Raw genomic sequence first — 17140 nt, forward strand, 5'->3', positions numbered from 1 at the left:
CGCCTTGTCTAGCAGATCTGTTGGAGCTCGGGCGACTGGAATTGTGGGCCGTAGAGGGCGGCGGGGTGGTCCTCGATGTAGGCCCAGTAGCGGTCGCCGTAGGACCAGTGCCACCACTCGGTGGGGTAGTTGACTAGGCCGGCGGCGGATAGGACGTCAGCTAGGAGGGCGCGGTTTGTGTGGGCCTCGCGGGTGATGTTGGTGGCTGAGAAGAAGCAGGCGCCGTTGCTTTGTTCGGGAGTGGCGTCGATCGGGGTGCCCAGGTCGAGTGGGCCGTGGGCGCCTACCAGGGTGAGGTCGACCGCTGCGCCGGCTACGTGGGGCGCGACGTCGACCGGGGACACGAAACGACTGGCGAGCACGTGTACGTCGTGGTCGGGGATGCCGGGATGGAGTCGTTCCAACTCGGCGCGATAGCCGTCGTAGATCTCCTGCTGGCTCTCGAGCGGGCGCAGTCCTTCGACGACATGCAACCGGATGCCAGCCGGCAGAAACGTGTCGGCGAGGGCGAGCCGGTCCGCCACGCTCTCGCGTGCGAATTGGCGACCGGTCGTCGCCAAACCCCGCGTGAACAGCTCGACCAGCGGTTCGCCGTTCTCGATCGCCGGGATGCTCGTGATGCGGTCGTCGCTCAGTAATACGGTCATCCGCGCGCCACCGCCGTACGGATCAGCGTGTCGACCACCTCGGCGTACGACATCCCGGCTGCGGCCCACATCCGCGGGAACTGCGACGCCGGCGTGAAACCGGGGAACGTGTTGATCTCGTTGACCACCGGCTCTCCATCGCTCGGTACGAAGAAGTCCACCCGGGCGAGCCCCGCACACCCGAGGACCTCGAAGACGTCGATCGCCGTACGCCGCAACCGCCCGGCCAACTCTGGATCCAGCGGAGCCGGTACGACGAACCGCGTGGCGGCGCTGTCGTACTTCGCGGTCGCGTCGAAGAACGGCTGGTTCGGGTCGGCGTGGATCTCCAACGCCGGTGCTGTCTCGACTCGCCCGTCCGGGAACTCCAGCACCGCCAGGTCGATCTCCCGGCCGAGCATCTCCCGCTCCACCAGAACATGCGGATCGAGTACGGCGGCGTCTGCGATCGCGGCCAGCAGCGTCGGAAGGTTCGTTGCCCTGGACACCCCAAAACTCGATCCCCCGTTGCCCGGCTTCACGAACAACGGGAAGTCCAGCCCGGCCGCCTTCAGCTTCTGTAGACCTGCTTCGGTGTCGGTCAGCTCGACCCCGCGCAGCGTGACGCTCGGCGTGACCGCGATTCCGTGTGCTCTCAGGACCGCTTTGGTCAGGTGCTTGTCCAGTCCGACAGCGCTGGCGGCGATACCGCTGCCGACGTACGGAACGTGTAGCTGCTCGAGGAACCCTTGCAGCCGACCGTCCTCGCCACCCTCGCCGTGCAACGCCGGGATGGTGACGTCGCACGCCTGCAGGATCTCGATCGCCTCATGTTGCCCGTCCACCCAGTTGCCATCAGCATCGATCACCATCGGGATCGCTGTATGGCCGAGGATTTCCACCGCCTTCGCAATCCCCTTGCCGCTGGCAAGCGAAACCTGATGCTCCGGGCTCGCTCCACCCATCACGATCGCGACCTTCATCAGTTGCCCTCCTCGTAGCGACGAGGCACCCGGGATCCGATGCCGCAGTAGATCTCGTGCGGGATGGTGCCCGCCCAGTCAGCCCAATCGGCGGCGGTCGGTTCGCCGGAGGATCCGTCGCCGAAGACCGTCACCGGTTCACCCGGTTCGACTGCGATCTCACCGGCATCGACGACGAACTGGTCCATCGCGATCCGCCCGATCACCGGCATCCGTACGCCGTGGCACAACACGCTCGCTTGCCGCACGGCGACGCGCGGGATGCCGTCGGCGTACCCGATCGGGACGAGTCCGATCGTGGTGTCCCGATCCGCCACGAAGTCGTGCCCGTACGAAACCCCTTCGCCGGCACGGATCCGCCGTACCTGGGCAAGCTTGCTCATCAGCCGCATCGCGGGCCGCAGCCCGAGACCCATCTCGTCGATCCCATAGAGACCCGCGCCGATCCGGACCAGGTTGCAATCCGGAGCGTCGAGCGTGACCGCACCGGCCGAGTTCGCGAGGTGTACGACGCTGGGTCGCAGGCCGGCCCGGTGCGCGAGACTCAGCCCGGTCCGCAGGAGCTGCAACTGCCGCTTGCTCTGCACGGCATCGGCGGAGTCGCCGTGCGAGAGATGCGACCAGATCCCGCGGACCGTGACGGCGCCGAGCGCCTCGTAGTGCGCCGCCGTTCGGGTGAGTTCGATCCACTGGTCGGGTGCACTGCCGGCCCGGTGGAGACCGGTGTCCAGCTTGAGGTGCACGTAGTGGACGGATGGGATGGAGACGACACGCTGCAGTTCGGCGACGGTCGAGACGCTCACGTCGACGTCCACATCGCCGAGCAGCATCAGCTCCGCAGCGTCGTACAACCAGGTCAGGATCGGTACGGTCAGCCCGGCCGCGCGGAGCTGCAACGCCTCGTCGGCATGCGCGACACCGAGCCAGGTCGCCCCGGCCTCGACCGCCGCCCGGGCCACCGGTACGGCGCCGTGCCCGAAGGCGTCGGCCTTGACCACGGCCAGGACCTCCTGCGGCACACGCCGCCGGAACGTCCGGACGTTGTCACGAATGGCGGACAGGTCGACGACGGCCTCCGACAGTCCGGTGATCCCACGTGTCGCCGGGCGGTGGCGGGACTGAACCAGGTACATGTCAGTCATTGTTGTTTCCGGCAACGATCCGCTTCATCGGATCGCGGACGGATGTGCACAGCCGCTGTCTACGACCCTGGTATGACCCACGTCATCCATCTGAATGAACCTCTGCTGGATGCCGCGACTCCGTCGCGGCGGGTCATGGGGCTGTGACTCCCGGCCTTCCCTCGTCGCTCCGGTCGCTTCGCTCCCTGCGCTCCTCAGTCCAGGCCGGGAGGCCCCATGACCGGCCCCGGTCACCGAACTTTCCGGGGGATACTGGAGGAGTGGAGGCCACCGATCACCTGAAGGCGTCGCTGTCCGCGGCGATCGCGCTGGCGAACACCTTCGGATCCGACCCGCGCCAGGGCCGCCCGGCGACGACTCCCGACGCCGAAGCCGTTCGCGCGGCACTCCGGCTGACGACCAACCGCGTCCCCGAGATCGACATCGCCGACTACGAGGCCGGCGCGAAGATCCTGTACGACGCTCTGCGCCGCCTGCCGGATGTCGACGGCGCCGTCGACCTGGTGAACGGGATGCTGCGAGAGACCAAGGCAGCACCCCAACTCGTCCGCCGCGCGGGCGCGCCGTGGCACCTGCACTTCGGCAGCCCGGAGGAGGCCGCCGGCTGGCTGGCCGAGCTCGCTACCGCGGTGGCGATGCTCCTCGGCAGCGACGAGGTCGAGCGCCTGCGCCACTGCGAGGCGACTCGTTGTGAAGACGTATTCCTCGACTCGACGCGCAACCGCACGCAGCGGTTCTGCTCAACGGCCTGTCAGAACCGCACCAAGGTCGCCGCTCACCGCGCGCGCGTCTCCTGACGCCGTCACCATGGTTGCCTCGGGCAACCAGCCGAGCGTGCGGTAGAGGTGGAACCCGGCGGTGGTCGCCATCAGCAAACCCGTGCTCGCACCACGCTCCAGCGCCCGCCGGCTCAACGCCCCCATGACGATGCTGCCGAGGCCGCGCCGCCGGCACGCCGGATCGGTCTGGATGTCATGCATCACCGCGTCGTCGCCCACGATCGCCACCATGCCGTGGGCCGCGACCGCGCCGTCGATCAGCACCCGCGCGTACTCCAACGAACCGTCCGACTCGAACTCCGCGGTCGCCGGCGGGTGTTCGTGCAGGTTGATCGACATCAGCGTCTTCTGCTCCTCGAACGGCCGTGCACCGGCGGCTGCGAGTCGACGCGCGATCTCGTTACCGGTTTGTGTGGTAACAGTCAGCCAGGTGTCCGGAGTCAGCTCGGCCGCGAGCCGATCCACGGTCCCCGCGTCGTCGCTGCGCGCGAACAGTTCCCGCTCGCGGCCGGGCATCCGCAGTACGGCGGCATAGGCGTCGTCGTACTCGATCACCGGCTCCAGCCCGCGGCACAGCCGCCAGCCCTCCAACCATCGCCTCACGATGTCCATGACCGCGAGTGTAACTGTTTATCTTGGATTAGTCAGTTACGTCGTTCCGAGAACGAAGGTTTGGATCGCGACGACGGCGGCGCCGCGGGCCCACTCGCTGAAGTCGGCAGGCTGCAGGACCATCGGCAGCTCAGCGGCCGACGGATGCCGGTCGGCGTGCAGCGCAGCCAAGAGGTCGTCGTGCGCGACCTCGGCCAGCCGGACACCTTCACCGCCGAGGACGACGAGTTCGGGCATGGTGAAGTTCGCCGCCGCCGCGATCAGCTTGCCGAGCGCCCGTCCTGCACGGCTGATCACCTCGCGCGCGGCGGGATCACCTTTCGCGGCGAGATCGAGCGCCTCGTCGTACCCGACCGGCCGGCCGATCGCCGTACCGACCTGTTCGGTGATGGCGCCGACTGTCAGCAGACTGAGCGCACAGCCGCGATGGCCGCGGTCGCATCGCGGGCCGTCCGGCAGCAGCGGGTGGTGTCCGATCAGGCCGATGGTGACGTCGGGGCTGTCGACGATCTGGTTGTGGATGACCAGCCCGTACCCGACGCCGGCGCCGATCGTGACCAGTACGAAGCGGTCCGAGTTCCGGCCGGCGCCGAACCAGTGGGTCGCTTCGGTGAGCGAGGTCAGGTCGTTGGTGACCACGACCGGGACGCTGGTGTGCGCCGCGAGGATCTCGCCGAACGGGACGTCGACCCAGTTGAGGTACGGACCCCAACGGACGGTCGATCCGTCCGCAACACGACCGCCGATCGAGACGCCGAGCCCGGTGATCGCAGTACCGCTCGGGACCTGGACCTCAAGTTCGTCGAGGATCTCGAGAACGAGCTCGGCCACGGCCGACGGGGTGGGATCGGTGAGCGGACGCTCGACGCTCGCGATCACGTCTGCCCGCAGAGTCGTGAGTACGCCGATCGCGGAGTCGCCGGTGAGCTTGATGCCGACGAAATGGTGCGCGTTCGCGTCGAGGTCGAGCGGCTGCGACGGGCGGCCGACCCTGGCGTCTGTCGGACCGCCGTCAACCTCGACCAGCAGGCCCGACTCGACCATCGGTTTCGTCAGGCGGGTCAGGCTGCCGGGCGACAGGCCGACGCGACGGGAGAGCTCGGCGCGCGACAACGGTCCGTCCAGCAGGATCTCCAACGCCACCTGCCGTGACGGACCGGACAACGGCTGCCAGGCACCCACTGCGTCAGAGTAACCGGCAGATCAGCAGATGAGTCGAGGGCGCGATGGGTGAGGGACGCCGGGACGTGACCCGGTCCGCCGTTCTGGCCGCACAAATCCCGGCGTCAAGCTCACCCAATGACAGTCAGATGTCCACAACCCCTCGAATCGAGTGAACACCGTGGAGGCGCAGTACCCAACTCTCATCGAAGTATGCATCGGATTTCACTCCGCGTTGCCTGGACAACGCTGTCAGAATGCACGGCGTCCGGTCAGTGCGGGAGCTTCCGGGTGTCGATCAGGTGTTGCGCGACGTCGCGGAGCTTGGTGTTGGTGTCCTGCGAGTACCGCTTGAGGATCGCGAACGCCCGATCGGCGTCCACGTCGAAGCGCTCCATCAGGATGCCCATCGCCTGGCCGACCAGCTTCCGCGCGTCAACCGCGTGCGCCATCGACTCCTCGTGCCGCGCCGACGCGACCGCAACCGACGCGTGCCGAGCAAGAATGTGCGCGATCGCCTCGTCGTCCTCGGTGAACGCGTCCGGGACCGGGCTGTACAACCCCAGTACGCCGACCGTCTGTCGCGTTGCGTCACCGGTCGCAAGCGGTACGTCGAGAACGCTGCGCACACCCAGCGCTGACACCTTCGCCGCCCACTCGGGCCAACGGTCGTCGGAGTCTGTGTCGCGGATCAGGATCGCCGTACGCTCGCGGAGCGCGGTGACCAGCGGACCGTTCTCCGTGTCGATCTGCAGCTCGTAGACATCCGCGACAACCGGGTCGGTGACGGCTGCGATTTCTGCCCGCGAACCACGGGTGTAGAGCGTCACGCCGGCGTACGTGCAGTTGAGAGCCTGTAACGCAAACTGCACAACAGCGTCGATGGTCTCCTCGACACCAGGCGCATCATGCAACTCGATCGCCAGCCGGGCAAACGTATCCGCCGACGTAGCGAGGTCAGGCTCGGTCACAGGGGCTCCAGGGCATGGTCGTGCAATAGGCACGGCAATCATGCAGCCCAACGCCCCTGGAGTGTTAGCTGGTCCACCAAAAGGATACGAAGACCCCTACGGTGCTACGCGCGACTCCTTCGTCACCGTGCTCCGCGCCGCCCCCGCCTACCCCCGGGCTCATCGCCCGGAGCATCCTCTTGCGGCTGTCGCCGAGGTCTTCCGGCTGCTGCCGCACGTGCGGGCTGTCGCCCGAGCTGCGCGCTGCCGCGCGGTCGACCGCTCCGTGGTGCGGCTGGTCCGTAACTGTTGAGGTGGATTGTGGGAGTCCCTCGCGGTGCTACGCGCGACTCCTTCGTCGCCGTGCTTCGCGCCGCCCCGCCCGCCCCCGGGCTCATCGCCCGGAGCATCCTCTTGCGGCAGTCGCCGGGGTCTTCCGGCTGCTGCCGCACGTGCGGGCTGTCGCCCGAGCTGCGCGCTGCCGCGCGGTCGACCGCAGCGTGGTGCGGCTGGTCCGTACCTGTTGAGGGGGGGATTGTGGGGAGCTCCCGCGGTGCTACGCACTGCTGCCCGCACCCGTGCTCGTGACCCCGCGGCGACGACCTTGGTTGCCGCGCGCACGTTTTCGGCGAACCGGCCGCGACGGGCGTACATCAAGGTGTGCAGACTAGGTCGGTGTCTGATAACCGAGCTCTCATCCGCCCAGCTCGCCTAGACGATGGCCAGCAGGTGTGGCCGCTTGCGCGTGACTTCGCCACCTCGTTCACGCCCGAGCGTGCTGCGTTCGACGCCACTTGGGCTCAGTTGGTCGGCGCTCCGCACACACTTCTGCTCGTCGCGGAGACCGGTGAGCGCGGCGTCGTCGGCTACCTGCTGGGGAACAGCCATCTCACGTTTCTGGCCAACGGCCCCGTCGCGTGGGTTGAGGAACTCATGGTCGATCAGCAGATGCGGAACACCGGCGTCGGACGTCGCCTGATGGATGAAGCCGAGAGCTGGGCCCAGTCCATCGGCGCCTCCTATCTCGCGCTCGCCAGCCGCCGAGCCGGCGACTTCTACCTCGCCCTCGGGTATGAGGACTCCGCAACCTTCTACAAGAAGACATTCAACTGAACGACACTCGACTCGGCCACAGCGCCACCCGAGCCTGTCCGGCAGGGTCGGCGGCCAACTCGGCAAGCATGCACCAGGCGGTCGAACGAGCCGGCAGCGCGCAACTCCGGTGGCAGCCTGAAGGGCCCGGCGATAGCCCCGGAAGGGATGCTTTGGGCGATAAGCCCGGGGTGGGTGGTGGGAGCGGCGTGGAGCACGGCGACGGAGGAGGCGTGCATAGCACCGCGTGGGCCTGCTGTAGTCACCTCGACGGGTGCTGCGAGCCGGCGGTGCCACGCGGCGGTCGGTCGCGCGGTAGCGCGCGGGTACGGGCGGCAGCCCGCAAACTCCGGCGGCAGCCGGAAGATCCCGGCGGTAGCCGGGAAAGGATGCTCCGGGCGGCAGCCCTGGGGGTGGGTGGGGCGGCGCGGAGCACGGCGACGCAGGAGCCGCGCGTAGCACCGCGAGGGATCCCCACAATCCACCTCAACAGATACGGATCAGCCGCACTAAGGAGCGGTCGACCGCGCGGCAGCGCGCAGGTCCGGCGGTAGCCGGAAGATCCCGGCGGTAGCAGGAAGAGGATGCTCCGGGCGGCAGCCCGGGGGTGGGTGGGGCGGCGCGGAGCACGGCGACGGAGGAGTCGCGCGTAGCACCGCGGGGGATCCCCACAATCCCACCCAACAAGTACGGACCAGCTGCACCACGGAGCGGTCGACCGCGCGGCAGCGCGCAGGTCCGGCGGTAGCCGGAAGATCCCGGCGATAGCCGGAGAAGGATGCTCCGGGCGGCAGCCCGGGGGTGGGTGGGAGTCGGCGCGTAGCACGGCGAGGAACGAGTCGCGCGTAGCACCGCGATGGGCTCTCCCCACACTTCCTAGCCAGCCTGGTTACAGTTCCTCTGTGGCGGACTTGACTGGTCTGTTCAGTGGGCGGACTAACTGGCGGCGAGAGGTTGCCGCGCCGATGCGGTCCTTTCTGCGGACCGAAGCGGGTAGTTCCGGCGTACTCGCGGCAGCGATCGTCCTCGCGCTGCTCTGGGCGAACCTCTTCCCGGGCATGTACGACGACCTCTGGCGCACCCACCTCTCGATCGGCCTCGGCGACGACGTACTCAGCTTGGACCTAAGGGAGTGGATCAACAGCGGCCTCATGACGCTGTTCTTCCTCGTGGTCGGACTGGAAGCGCGCCGCGAGTTCGACCTAGGCGATCTCCGGGACCGCACCCGGTTCATCCTGCCGATGCTCGCGGGGATCGCCGGCATGGTCCTGCCTGTACTGATCTATCTCGCGTTCAACGCCGGCGGACCGGGCTCGCACGGTTGGGGTGTCGCGATGTCGACCGACACCGCGCTCGCCCTCGGCCTGCTCGCGCTCGTCGGCCGCGGCGTACCAGATCGCGTGCGGGTGTTCCTGCTGACCGTCTTCGTCGTCGACGACCTGCTCGCACTGGTTGTCATCGCGGTCGTCTACAGCGAGGACATCCAGCTGATGCCGCTCGTGCTGGCGATCATCGCGTTCGCCATCGTGCTGACCCTCTCGCTGTTCCACGTCCGCAAAACCTGGCTGTACGCCGTGCTGGGCGTACTCATGTGGGCCGCCCTGCTCAAGTCCGGTGTCGACCCGGTCGTAGCCGGACTGGCGATCGGCTTGACCGCCCCGGCGTACTCACCCGGACGAGAAGAGCTCGAGCAGGCGACCGGCCTCTTCCGCCTGTTCCGCGAGCAACCGACCCCGGAGCTCGCGCGCTCCGCGACCGTCGGCCTCACCACGACGATCTCGCCGAACGAGCGCCTGCAGTACCTCTACCACCCCTGGACCAGCTACCTCATCGTCCCGCTGTTCGGCCTCGCCAACGCTGGCGTGACCATCGACATGGCGTTCCTCGGGCGCGCGTTCACCTCGCCGATCACGCTCGGCATCCTGCTCGGGTACGTGATCGGCAAGCCGGTCGCGGTGACGTCGGTGTCCTGGCTGCTGGAGCGTCTCAGCGCCGGCCGGATCCGGGCGGGTGTCGGCTGGGCCGCGGTGCTCGGCAGCGGCACGATCGCCGGGATCGGGTTCACCGTCTCCTTGCTGATCGCAACGATCGCGTTCGACGGACCGCAGCTGGCCGAGGCGAAGGTCGGTCTGTTGTCGGCGGTGGTCGTCGCGTCGGCGCTCACCTGGGTGGTGTTCCGCGCGGCCAAGTTGCTCTCCCCGCCGAAGAAGGCGTTCGCGCTGCTCGGCAACGCGGAGCAGTTGCAGGACCTGACCGACCCGGTCGATCCGGAGCGCGACCACATCCGCGGTCCGAAGAACGCATCGGTGACGCTGGTCGAGTACGGCGACTTCGAGTGCCCGTACTGCGGTCTGGCCGAGCCGATCATCCGCGACGTCATGCAGGACGACGACCTCCGCTTCGTCTGGCGGCACCTGCCGCTGTCCGACGTACACCCCAGAGCCCAGATCGCAGCGGAGGTGGCTGAGGCGGCGGCCGAGCAAGGCGCGTTCTGGGAGATGCACGACCTGCTGCTCTCGAACCAGGACGACCTTCAGCCGGCCGACCTGCTCCGGTACGCCGAGCAGCTCGGCCTGGACGCGGACAAGCTGCACGACGAGGTGAAGCGGCACGTGGCCGCGGCCCGGGTCGCGCAGGATGTCGAGTCCGCCGACACCAGCGGGGTGTCCGGTACGCCGACGTTCTTCGTGAACGGTCAGCGGCATTACGGCGCGTACGACGTGGAGTCGTTGAAGGCGGCGATCAAGGTGGCGCGGGCGCGGGCCAAGATCACACAGCGTCATGGCTGAATTTTGATGTACTAGGGCATTTCTGCCACTGTTCGCATATCGCCGGATGGCTGACGCTGGCTGCATGACCAAACAGATCGACCAGGCCGCCGTCGCGCACTTCGCCGAGCGGCTGGCGTACGAGTCAGACGTGTCGGATGTCGCCTCGGACATCGGTGGCGGGGTGACGGGCTGGGTGCTGATCGACAGCCGCAGTCAGGAGAGCTGGGACCAGGGGCACGTCCCCGGTGCGGTCCACCTGCCGACCAGGGAGATCGCGGCGCGCGCGGCATCCGTCGTACCTGAAGGTGTGGATGTCGTGACGTACTGCTGGGGGCCGGGCTGCAACGGCGCGACCCGCGCGGCGCTGGAGTTCGCGAAACTGGGATATCCGGTGAAGGAGATGATCGGCGGGTTCGAGTATTGGACCCGTGAAGGGCTGCCGGTGGAGACCGCCGACGGGGTCGATCGCCGGTTACCGGATCCGCTCACCGCGCCACGTGGAGTTGCGTGCGCGTGCTGAAAGCCCTGTGAGCGTTGAGGTTTTACACAGATCGAACTCGCCGTGGTGAAACGCTGACTCTCTGTGCGTTACCCTCGTACTGGACGTTGGACGCCTCGACGCGAGGAGACAGTGTGACCGATCAGCCGACACATGACGGCGGGCTGGTCGCGCACGGGATCGACACCACGCGTCCGAGCGTGGCGCGGGTGTACGACTACGCCCTCGGCGGCAAGGACAACTACGAGTCCGACCGCGCGCTGTACCGGCAGATCATGAAGATCGCGCCGGAGACACCCGTCTGGGCCCGGGCGAACCGGGCCTGGCTCCGCGAAGTGATCACCTGGCTGGCCGACGAGGTCGGCGTGCGGCGGTTCATCGACGCGGGCTCCGGCCTGCCGACCGCGGAGAACACCCACCAGATCGCCCAGAAGGTCAACGCCGACGCCTCGGTGATCTACATCGACAACGACCCGTCCGTGGTCGCCCACGGGCGGGCACTCCTGCTCGACAACGACCGGACGCAGTTCACCGCCGCGGATCTGACCAAGCCAGACGCGGTGCTGGCGGACCCGGCGATCAGGGACCTGCTGGCCGGCGGTGAGCCGGTCGCGCTGGTGATGGCGCTGATGCTGCACCACATCGCCGACTACGAGCAGACGCGGGAGATCGCCGCGAAGTACGCCGACGCGCTGCCGCCGGGGTCGTATCTGGCGATCACGCACGCCTGCAACCCGGGCGACGGCGGTCCGGTCGATGTGCTCGTGACCGAGCTGCTCGAGAACGTCAAGGACGCGTTCCCGACCCTGGCGTTCCGTTCGGTCGAGCAGATCTCGTCGCTGTTCGGCGACCTGGAGCTCCTCGAGCCGGGCGTCGTCCCGCTGGGCGAGTGGCACGTCCCCGGCGGTCGCGTCGAGGAGGAGCACCCGGCCGACATCCGCGACGCCATCTACGGCGGAGTCGGCCGCAAGGCCTCGAGCTAGCCCGGCAACCAGCCCAGGACCTAGCCCAGGTTGGCCAGGTAGTCCGCGTTCCCGCGGATCGCGGCCTCGTAGCGCTTGATCTCGGCCGAGTCGACCTTGTCGGCGATCACCAGCAGCAGTGTGGCCAGCGCCTTGCCATGTTTCCCGGCAGCGTTCAGCGTCAGCGCCTTGAAGACCCGGAGCGAGTCCGATTCCGGGTACTCCGCGCACGCGTCCTTGAACACCGCCAGCGACTCGTCGAACCGCTCGAGGTTGCGCAGCGTGCTGCCGTACTGCAGCAGGCACTTGCGGCGCGTCTCCCCGGTCAGCCCCGGCAGCGCGCGCTCGTAGTACCCGACCGCCTTTTCCTCCTGGCCGGCGGTGTCGTACGACCCGCCGACCTCGTACAGCACATGCGGGTTGTCCGGATGCTCGCTCAGCAGCTTCTCGAAGAAGGCGATCGTCGGGCCCATGTTCGCCCGGTCCCGCTTGGCGAACGCCTCCTCGATCGTCGCAGCCAGCTCCGGCGTCAGATCAGTCGTCACATCTCCATCATGCCGCGTCGGACTGGTCGGTACGTCGCTGCTGCCACGGCCAGGACCCCGAAATCTCTACTTCGAGCGCAAAGCTCAGCACGGTCCGGATCACCACGATCAGCCCGAGCACGAGCACGCTCTCCACCGAGGTCTCGACGATGATCGTCCGGATGATGTCGCCGACGATCAGGATCTCCAGCCCGAGCAGGATCACCCGGCCCAGGTTCACCCGCAGCTCGGTGTAGCTCCCCGCGCCTTTGCGGACCACGTCGTACACGTACCGGAAGAGGACGGCGGCGAGGCCGATGGCCATGATGACCACGCCCGCGCCCTCGATGACGCGGGCGATATCGGCGAACACCGACTCGAAGTCCACCCTCCAGAGGTACCAGTCAGGCGGCGCTCTCCGCACCCGCCTCGCCGGGGAGGATGTTCTGGTTGAGGTGGAAGACGTTCGCCGGGTCGTACGCCGTCTTCAGCGCGACCAGCCGCTCCAGCTTCGCCGACGGGAACGCGCGCTGGATCGGGTCGCCGTTCAGCGTGTTCACATACGCCCCGTTCGCGTACGGCGCCAGCGTCGCGGCGTACTCGCGCAACTGGGCGATCCGCGCCTGGTCCTCGTCCGCGTCCTCCCACCGAGTCGCGGTGACGAACTCGAACAGCGTTTCCCGGTGGCTGAACGCCGCATCCCCATCCGGTACGTCGGCGATCGCGCCGCCGTATGCCTGGAGGCTCGCGGACGGTCCCGGCGTACGCAGCAGAGCGCGGATCGCGTCGTCGGGCAGGGACTTGAAGTAGTGACCCTTCCAGTAGCGCCGATACCTGTGACCCTGCACGCTGTCGTCGCGGGTCTGCAGCTTGAGGTACGTCGTCTCCTCGACAACCTCATCCACCACGGGGCCGAGCGCGCGGAGCGCCGGCAGCAGGCTGTACCCGCCCTCGCCGACCCACACATATCCGACCGTCACCGAGTCCGGCTTGATGCTTGCGGCAAACGTCGCCTCGCGTGGAGCCTGCTCGTTCAGATCACGCCAACCGCGCAGTACGTGGAAGCCGGCCGACCCCGGGTAGGTCAGCTCGACGATCAGTGCCCGCGTCCCGATCTCGTGCAGCTGGAACTCGAACCGGGTGACGATCCCGAAGTTCCCGCCACCGCCGCGCAGACCCCAGAACAGCTCGGGGTTCTCGTCCGCACTGGCCCGCACAACCGCACCGTCCGCGGTCACGACCTCGTACGACACGACGTTGTCGCAGGCCAGGCCGAACCGCCGCGCCAGCCACCCCATCCCGCCGCCGAGCGTCAGCCCGCCGACGCCGGTGTGCGAGACATTCCCCGCCGTCGTCGCCAGTCCGTACTCCTGCGCTGCCTTGTCCAGCTCGCCCAACAGCGCGCCGCCCTGGACCCAGGCTCGCTTCTGCGAGGGGTCCACGTGCACCGCGTTCATCGGCGTCAGGTCGATCATCAGCCCGCCATCGGGGACCGAGAGGCCGGCGATGTTGTGACCGCCGCAGCGGACCGCGATCTCCAGCCCAGCCGTCCGGCCGAACCGCACTGCCTCGACGACGTCAGCGGTGCTCGAGCACCGGGCGATCGCGGCCGGACGGCGGTCGATCATCGCGTTCCAGACGGTCCGGGCCTCGTCGAAGCCGGCGTCGCCGGTGCGCAGCATCGTGGTCATCGCTCTCAACTCCCTGTCGTTCTGGTCTGTCGTTTTGGTCTGTCCACAACCCTGACAGCGAAGCGGTACTCCGATAAGGTCCAGTTCTGTGAGCCGAATGAGGACCAGTTCCGGGACCGGTGAACTTCTGGTCGAGCTGCAGCGCGACAACGGCGTACCGCTGCATCAGCAGTTGGAGAGCGGGATCCGGACGCGGATCCGGGCCGGTCTGCTGCGGCCGGACACAGTGATGCCGTCCACCCGCGCGCTCGCACAGGACCTCGGGCTGTCCCGCGGCGTGGTCGTCGAGGCCTATCAACAACTCGTCGCCGAGGGCTATCTCGTCAGCCGGGGTGGCGGGTACACGCAGGTCGCAGACATTGCCGTGGTCGAGCCGACCGCCACGCTGAGATCCGCGAGCGGTCCGCCACGGATCGACTTCCGCTACAGCCGGCCGGACGTCTCGCAGTTCCCCCGCGCCGCGTGGCTCCGATCGATCCGCCGGGTGCTGAACGAGACGCCGTACCGCAGCCTCGCGTACCTCGACGGTCGCGGCACGATCGAGCTGCGTACGTCGCTCGCCGACTACCTCAACCGAGTCCGCGGTACGGCGGCGCGCCCGGAGAACATGCTGATCTGCAACGGGTTCGCACAGGGATCACGGTTGCTGCTGCAGGTGCTGGCTGCGCAGGGGTACAAGCGACTGGCTGTCGAGGATCCGTCCGACAATGATCTGCGCGAGGTCGCAGCGGCGGCAGGGCTCGAGGCAATCGGCGTACCGGTGCTCGAGTCGGGGGTCGATGTCGATGCGCTCGAGCGGTCGGGCGCGGACGTGGTGCTCGTGACGGCAGCCCATCAGTTCCCGACCGGTGCGGTGACCTCGGCGGAGACCCGGGCGGCGCTGGTTGCCTGGGCTGCTCGGCGCGACGGGCTGGTGATCGAGGACGACTACGACGCGGAGTACCGCTACGACCGCGAGCCGATCGGCGCGATGCAGGGTTTGGCGCCGGAGCGCGTCGCGTACGCCGGGACGGCGAGCAAGACGCTTGCGCCCGGGCTCCGGCTCGGATGGCTGATCCTGCCGGCGTGGCTGGTCGAGCCGATGGCGCACGCGAAACTGATGGACGATCGCGGGTCGCCGGTGTTCGATCAATTGGCCTTCGCGGACTTCGTCGCGCGTGGTGAGTTCGATCGGCACCTGCGCCGGATGCGGCCGCGGTACCGGCTGCTGCGGGACACGCTCGTCGACGAACTGGCGGCGCGGATCCCGGAGCTCGAGCCGGTCGGGGTGTCGGCCGGTCTGCATGTGATGACGTTCCTGCCCCCGGATCTCACCGAGGACGCGGTGCAGACGGCGGCGTCCGAGCGCGGGCTCGGTGTGTACGGGCTGGCGCCGTACTGGGTGGCCGGATCGGGGCCGGCCGGGCTGGTCTTCGGGTACGGCTCGCTCAACCAGAAGGAAGTTGTCGAGGGCATCGAACTGCTCGCCGACGCCGTTGCGACGATCCGCGGCGGCCGCTGAACCATACCAAACCGTATGGAATGGTTCAGTGAATAAGTATCCATTCAATTGCAATTCGATCCGAGCGGTTCTACTCTTGGTGGAGTGATCGCCGAAGCTCGCATGGACTCGCTGATGAATCAGGCCTGGCCGGCCGCCGACACCACGGAGCTCGACGGCTGGCTGGTCCGCCGCAACGCGGGCGTCACGCTCCGAGCCAACTCAGTGCTGCCGGCCACTGCACCCTTCGACGTCCACAGGGCCTTGGACTACGTCGAAAACCTCTACGCCGCGCATGACATCACGCCGTCGTTCCAGATCAGCCCGGCGGTCCAGCCCAGCGACCTGGACGTCCACCTCGAAGCCCGCGGTTACACGGTTCGCAACCCCACGCTGGTGCAGTGTGCCGCGCTCCCCGACGTGCTCGCGAAGCTGCCCGTGACGGCGGACGAGGTGAATATTTCCACGACCCCGTCCGCCGCCTGGATGGACTGCTGGTGGAGCGTCGACGGCCGCGGCGGCGCAGCCGACCGGACCACCGCCGAGCAGATCCTTGCCCGCGGCAAGGCTCTCTACGCGACCATTCCCGACGGCGAACAGGCGAAGGCGATCGGCCGGCTGGCCCTCGTCGACGACACCGCCGGCCTCTACTGTCTGGCCGTCGACGAACGCTTCCGGCGCCAGGGCCTCGCCTCCGCCGTCATCCGCGGTTTGTTGCAGGCGGCAACAGCCAGGTGGGTCTGGCTGAGCGTGCTGGAAGACAACGCACCGGCCCGCACGCTCTACGACAACCTCGGCTTCCGGACCGTCTCGCGTTACCACTACCGCGTCAAAGCGTGACCTGCTGCAGGTGATCGAGGACGACGAACTCGGCGCCGGTTCGCTCCACCGACTGGCGGAGCGGGGTCAGGTCGGTCCAGGGGATACCGGGGTCGTCGAGGGGCTTGTCGAAGTCGTCCCAGTGCGTCGCGATCACCTTGCGCACCGGCTTGATGGTCTGCAGCAGGCGATCGGTGATGCCCGGCTCGCCGCCGGGGGCCGCGAAGATCACGTCGACCTGGAGATCGCGCAAGGCGTTCGGGTCGAAGTTCGCCGTACTCAGGCTGAGGATGCGCAGGCCGCCGATCGTGATCACGAACGCGAGTGTGCCGCCCTCGACCAGGTCCTCGATCACCCGCGGACGCTGCGGTACGTCGTACCGGTAGCCCGGGTATGCGTACGTGTGCCGCTTGCCGCTGCAGGAGTGCAACGACGGAAACACCTCGATCGAGAAGCCGTCGAACGGCAGGTACTCGCCGCCGCGGACCGGTGAGAGCAGCTCATTCGGCGTTCGCATGGCGCGGAGCAGGTTGGCGTGCGTCTCGGTGCACAGCACGGTCGCCTGCGTCTTCTTCGCGACGTACGGAACGTCGGCCATGTGGTCGTAGTGCCCGTGATGGACCAGGATCGCGTCGGCCGTGCTCAGGTGCTTGTCGATCACCTCGGGCTCGATCACAAGCTTCGTCTTCGGGTCCGCACCCTCAGGCGTGAACGTTCCGGTCTTGAACCGGGTCAGCCACGGATCGGTCAGTACGACGCTCTTCCCGCACTTGAGCTGCCAAGCGTGTGTCCCGAACCAGGTCAACTCCACCGGCTCGCGCTTGGCGGCCGGCGCCGTCGCTGCCTCACTGCTGCCTTCAAGCCCGACCACACCGGCCGCCCCGACCGCGGCCGCTCCAACAGCCGCCGCGCCGGTCAGCATCCCTCTCCGACTCATCTTCACGCTGTCTCCTCTTGTCGTCCGGACCATCAGTCAAGGCGAGCGCAGCAGAGGGTGTCGAATATGCTCTCAGGCATGAGGCGATTGTCTGGAGATATCACTGCAGGTC

General features: G+C 68.0%; 17 protein-coding genes. 7 read left to right on the top strand and 10 right to left on the bottom strand.

What is annotated here, in order from left to right; translation table 11 throughout:
* Positions 1-8: 8 nt before the first annotated feature.
* The 3 genes from ACQPYH_RS04270 to alr are packed head-to-tail and all read right to left on the bottom strand — an operon-like array spanning position 9 to position 2742.
* A complete protein-coding gene (locus tag ACQPYH_RS04270; RefSeq protein ID WP_432886844.1) occupies positions 9-647 on the bottom strand; it encodes a M15 family metallopeptidase in 639 nt (212 codons plus the stop codon).
* Complete coding sequence (locus ACQPYH_RS04275) at positions 644-1609, bottom strand: D-alanine--D-alanine ligase family protein (protein ID WP_432886846.1); 966 nt, start codon at positions 1607-1609, stop codon at positions 644-646. The genes ACQPYH_RS04270 and ACQPYH_RS04275 overlap by 4 nt, the downstream gene beginning before the upstream one ends.
* Complete coding sequence (gene alr, locus ACQPYH_RS04280) at positions 1609-2742, bottom strand: alanine racemase (RefSeq protein ID WP_432886849.1); 1134 nt, start codon at positions 2740-2742, stop codon at positions 1609-1611. Before alr ends, ACQPYH_RS04275 begins: the two co-directional genes overlap by 1 nt.
* Positions 2743-3011: 269 nt before the next feature.
* On the opposite strand from alr, the gene ACQPYH_RS04285 reads away from it, so the two are divergent.
* On the top strand, positions 3012-3548 hold the full coding sequence (locus ACQPYH_RS04285; RefSeq protein WP_432886852.1) for a CGNR zinc finger domain-containing protein: 537 nt from the start codon (positions 3012-3014) through the stop codon (positions 3546-3548).
* Here the strand turns inward: ACQPYH_RS04285 and ACQPYH_RS04290 are convergent.
* The 3 genes from ACQPYH_RS04290 to ACQPYH_RS04300 all read right to left on the bottom strand — a co-directional run bounded on the left by ACQPYH_RS04290 (position 3492) and on the right by ACQPYH_RS04300 (position 6274).
* Entirely contained in the window at positions 3492-4142 is a 651-nt protein-coding gene (locus ACQPYH_RS04290; RefSeq protein WP_432886855.1) for a GNAT family N-acetyltransferase, read from the bottom strand. The genes ACQPYH_RS04285 and ACQPYH_RS04290 overlap by 57 nt on opposite strands.
* 36 nt (positions 4143-4178) lie before the next feature.
* A complete protein-coding gene (locus tag ACQPYH_RS04295; RefSeq protein WP_432886858.1) occupies positions 4179-5324 on the bottom strand; it encodes an ROK family transcriptional regulator in 1146 nt (381 codons plus the stop codon).
* Positions 5325-5575: 251 nt separating this feature from the next.
* On the bottom strand, positions 5576-6274 hold the full coding sequence (locus tag ACQPYH_RS04300; protein ID WP_432886861.1) for a GAF and ANTAR domain-containing protein: 699 nt from the start codon (positions 6272-6274) through the stop codon (positions 5576-5578).
* Between the two features lie 654 nt (positions 6275-6928).
* Here ACQPYH_RS04300 and ACQPYH_RS04305 point away from each other — a divergent pair.
* From ACQPYH_RS04305 to ACQPYH_RS04320, 4 genes are all read left to right on the top strand, one after another.
* Complete coding sequence (locus ACQPYH_RS04305) at positions 6929-7366, top strand: GNAT family N-acetyltransferase (RefSeq protein ID WP_432886864.1); 438 nt, start codon at positions 6929-6931, stop codon at positions 7364-7366.
* A gap of 881 nt (positions 7367-8247) precedes the next feature.
* Positions 8248-10134, top strand: a complete 1887-nt coding sequence (gene nhaA / locus ACQPYH_RS04310; protein ID WP_432886867.1) for a Na+/H+ antiporter NhaA — start codon at positions 8248-8250, stop codon at positions 10132-10134.
* 64 nt (positions 10135-10198) lie between these two features.
* The gene (locus tag ACQPYH_RS04315) at positions 10199-10636 is read left to right on the top strand and encodes a rhodanese-like domain-containing protein (protein ID WP_432886870.1); all 438 of its coding nucleotides are present in this window, start codon (positions 10199-10201) and stop codon (positions 10634-10636) included.
* 113 nt (positions 10637-10749) lie between these two features.
* On the top strand, positions 10750-11598 hold the full coding sequence (locus tag ACQPYH_RS04320) for an SAM-dependent methyltransferase (protein ID WP_432886873.1): 849 nt from the start codon (positions 10750-10752) through the stop codon (positions 11596-11598).
* 20 nt (positions 11599-11618) lie between these two features.
* Here ACQPYH_RS04320 and ACQPYH_RS04325 read toward each other — a convergent pair whose 3' ends face one another.
* The 3 genes from ACQPYH_RS04325 to ACQPYH_RS04335 are packed head-to-tail and all read right to left on the bottom strand — an operon-like array spanning position 11619 to position 13792.
* Positions 11619-12122: a tetratricopeptide repeat protein gene (locus tag ACQPYH_RS04325; protein ID WP_432886876.1), complete on the bottom strand. Its 504-nt coding sequence runs from the start codon at positions 12120-12122 to the stop codon at positions 11619-11621.
* A gap of 7 nt (positions 12123-12129) precedes the next feature.
* The gene (locus ACQPYH_RS04330) at positions 12130-12489 is read right to left on the bottom strand and encodes a DUF1622 domain-containing protein (RefSeq protein ID WP_432886878.1); all 360 of its coding nucleotides are present in this window, start codon (positions 12487-12489) and stop codon (positions 12130-12132) included.
* Between the two features lie 16 nt (positions 12490-12505).
* Entirely contained in the window at positions 12506-13792 is a 1287-nt protein-coding gene (locus ACQPYH_RS04335) for an FAD-binding oxidoreductase (RefSeq protein WP_432886880.1), read from the bottom strand.
* 97 nt (positions 13793-13889) lie between these two features.
* Here ACQPYH_RS04335 and ACQPYH_RS04340 point away from each other — a divergent pair, with 97 nt between their 5' ends.
* On the top strand, positions 13890-15293 hold the full coding sequence (locus ACQPYH_RS04340) for a PLP-dependent aminotransferase family protein (protein ID WP_432886883.1): 1404 nt from the start codon (positions 13890-13892) through the stop codon (positions 15291-15293).
* A gap of 84 nt (positions 15294-15377) precedes the next feature.
* Positions 15378-16112 carry a GNAT family N-acetyltransferase gene (locus ACQPYH_RS04345; RefSeq protein ID WP_432886886.1) on the top strand — a complete coding sequence of 245 codons (735 nt, stop codon included), beginning with the start codon at positions 15378-15380 and terminating at the stop codon, positions 16110-16112.
* Here the strand turns inward: ACQPYH_RS04345 and ACQPYH_RS04350 are convergent.
* Positions 16102-17028, bottom strand: coding sequence for an MBL fold metallo-hydrolase (locus ACQPYH_RS04350; RefSeq protein WP_432886889.1), 927 nt, complete (start codon positions 17026-17028; stop codon positions 16102-16104). The two genes, ACQPYH_RS04345 and ACQPYH_RS04350, sit on opposite strands and share 11 nt — an antisense overlap.
* Between the last annotated feature and the right edge of the window lie 112 nt (positions 17029-17140).

Source organism: Kribbella sp. CA-245084, from assembly GCF_050942355.1.
Classification (GTDB): Bacteria; Actinomycetota; Actinomycetes; order Propionibacteriales; family Kribbellaceae; genus Kribbella.

Bases quoted from the DNA above. Each gene is read 5' to 3' on its own strand.
- ACQPYH_RS04270 (WP_432886844.1), bottom strand. From the start codon at position 647: ATGACCGTATTACTGAGCGACGACCGCATCACGAGCATCCCGGCGATC.
- ACQPYH_RS04275 (WP_432886846.1), bottom strand. From the start codon at position 1,609: ATGAAGGTCGCGATCGTGATGGGTGGAGCGAGCCCGGAGCATCAGGTT.
- alr (WP_432886849.1), bottom strand. From the start codon at position 2,742: ATGTACCTGGTTCAGTCCCGCCACCGCCCGGCGACACGTGGGATCACC.
- ACQPYH_RS04290 (WP_432886855.1), bottom strand. From the start codon at position 4,142: ATGGACATCGTGAGGCGATGGTTGGAGGGCTGGCGGCTGTGCCGCGGG.
- ACQPYH_RS04315 (WP_432886870.1), top strand. From the start codon at position 10,199: ATGACCAAACAGATCGACCAGGCCGCCGTCGCGCACTTCGCCGAGCGG.
- ACQPYH_RS04335 (WP_432886880.1), bottom strand. From the start codon at position 13,792: ATGACCACGATGCTGCGCACCGGCGACGCCGGCTTCGACGAGGCCCGG.
- ACQPYH_RS04340 (WP_432886883.1), top strand. From the start codon at position 13,890: ATGAGGACCAGTTCCGGGACCGGTGAACTTCTGGTCGAGCTGCAGCGC.
- ACQPYH_RS04350 (WP_432886889.1), bottom strand. From the start codon at position 17,028: ATGAGTCGGAGAGGGATGCTGACCGGCGCGGCGGCTGTTGGAGCGGCC.